The following is a 2,251-nucleotide window of genomic DNA, read 5'->3' as shown; positions in this document are numbered from 1 at the left end:
GAGTGGAGTAAGAAGCGCAGATGCGCTTCTCCTCCCCGAACCGTACTTGCACCTTTCAGCGCATACGGCTCTCCATTCAAGCTTGGCCCATGGCCATTGCAACATCATGATAGTTCGACGTGACGGTGCTGCGGTTTTCGATCCGGACGATGTATGGGTTCTCCTCCGGATTACGCCACCGGAATTGCGCCTTGGGGCTTGAGACAAGCCGTTGCAGCGCTTTCCCGACGGGATCACCACGTTCATTCCGACCAAACACGAGCCAGGTTTTCGCCTTGCCCGGTTCGGGGGCCCTGAACCATTTCCGCATCAAGGGTTTGATGCGGGATCGGTATTTGTGCCCCAGCCAATGCGCCATTTTCCAGAACACGACATGGTCGATGCGCCGGAAGACGTACGCCGTGAAGTCGGCGAACTTGTAGAACGCCGCCCATCCCACCAATTGGCGGTTCAGGCCAGCGATCATGTCGACCGTACTGACACTATGATTGCCGGAAAGGGTTTCGGTAAGTCTGTGAACAAACCCCTTGGCCTTTTCCTTGGGTATTGTCGTTACGATGGACATCCGTCCATGCGCCCCTCGCTTGCGGATGATCCGGTGCCCCAGAAAGACGAAGCCGTCGTTGACGTGGGTGACATGGGTCTTCTCCATGTTCAGCGTCAACTTCAACTCACCTTCTAGAAACGCCCGGCATTCCTCGCGGATTTCCTCTGCCTGAACCTTGGTTCCTTTTACGATCACGACGAAGTCGTCAGCGTATCGGCAATAGGCAACAGCCGGTTTCCATTGCCGGTTCTCACGAACCGTGATGGGGCGGCCTTGCTTGATGCCGAAGTTCCATGCCCATCGGTCCTTGCGGGCCTTCTTGTTCAGGTATTTCGCCTCCAGCCACATATCAAACTCGTGGAGCATGATGTTGGACAGGAGCGGTGACAGAACGCCACCTTGCGGAACGCCCTCGCTTGAGGCTGTGAACAAGCCACGGTCGATGTGGCCTGCCTTCAGGAATCGATAGAGAAGATCGACGAACCGTCCGTCCTGCACCCGTCGCCGCACACATTTCAGAAGCAGCCTGTGATGGACCGTGTCAAAGTAGCTGGCGAGATCACCTTCGATGATCCAGCGGCCCTTCGTTCCACCTCCATCCTGTAGCTGTATCCTCACGGTGCGGACGGCGTGATGCACGCTGCGTTCCGGCCGGAAGCCATAGGATAGACGATGGAAATCGCTCTCCCAGATCGGCTCCATGGCCATCAGCATGGCGCGTTGTACGATGCGATCCGTCAGGGTCGGAATACCCAGTGGTCGTAGCTTACCGTTCGATTTCGGGATATAGATGCGCTTTACCGGCTGGGGGCGATAGGTCTCCTCCAGCAGGCTTGTCCGCAGGTCATCCAGATGCTGATCCAGTTTGTCCTGCAGTTTCTGCTTATCCATTCCGTCAACACCCGGCGTTCGTGCGCCACTTGACGCCAGAACCATCCGAGCGGCCTCGGCAAGCCATTCCCGATTGGCAATCAGCCGAAGAAGCCGATCAAACCGTCGGTTTGGATCGCTCTCGGCCCATGTTGCGAGCTTTTGCTGCATTTCACTGATTATCAAAGGTCTTCACCTCGCTTGATCAGATAGTTTGCACTTCAAGCAGTTTGAACTGTTCCCCTTCGCCATGTGATGGGCTTTCCCCATCCCGGACTACTACGGGAACTCCGCCAACATGATGGACATCAGGGTCAACTCCCTTGCGACGCAGTACTTCGTTGTCATTCCATCATGCCTTCCCTCGTTCATATGCTGGACGTCAGCGCATTGGTGAGGTTGCCGGTCGCAGTCTTTTCCCTTGCGTTCCGCAAGTCGATGCCGATGTCATGGTCTGGCTGCATTCTCCCCATGACCCCATACGGGCGACCTACATATACGACCGTATTCGGATGCCGCCGACTTACGTGTCCGGCAGCTTCATCAGCATTTCGCCTGTTAAACCGTGTAGGCGAAGGCGACCTTTCAGCCCTCAGATGCGGGTTAACCGGTTCGTGTTCCTCAACCTTCCAATACTTCAGCCTCGGGAACCATCTTGGCGTAACGGCTTCGCCTCAATCCCCTTTACCTGCGGGCTACGTCACCCTGCCAGTTGACGGCAGGTCACCGCCGCTTGGGCTCATGCCCCCTCGCAGCAGGGGACAGGCAAATACTCACATCCTCCTTTCTCTTTGCATTCCAGTCATATGCCTCCCCGATTGGGGCGAGGCGCAC

Annotated in this window: 1 protein-coding gene; it reads right to left on the bottom strand. The window is 56.6% G+C overall.

All coding sequences use genetic code 11. The annotated features are described in order from the left end of the window. Positions 1-76 precede the first annotated feature (76 nt). Positions 77-1,603: a group II intron reverse transcriptase/maturase gene (ltrA, locus tag N5D22_RS27085; RefSeq protein ID WP_172873217.1), complete on the bottom strand. Its 1,527-nt coding sequence runs from the start codon at positions 1,601-1,603 to the stop codon at positions 77-79. Positions 1,604-2,251: the final 648 nt, after the last annotated feature.

The organism is Agrobacterium sp. GD03872, from assembly GCF_029840625.1.
GTDB classification, from domain to species: Bacteria; Pseudomonadota; Alphaproteobacteria; order Rhizobiales; family Rhizobiaceae; genus Agrobacterium; species Agrobacterium fabrum_A.
The sequence above is the reverse complement of the archived record's forward strand: the minus strand, read 5'-3'. Positions and strand labels throughout refer to the sequence as shown.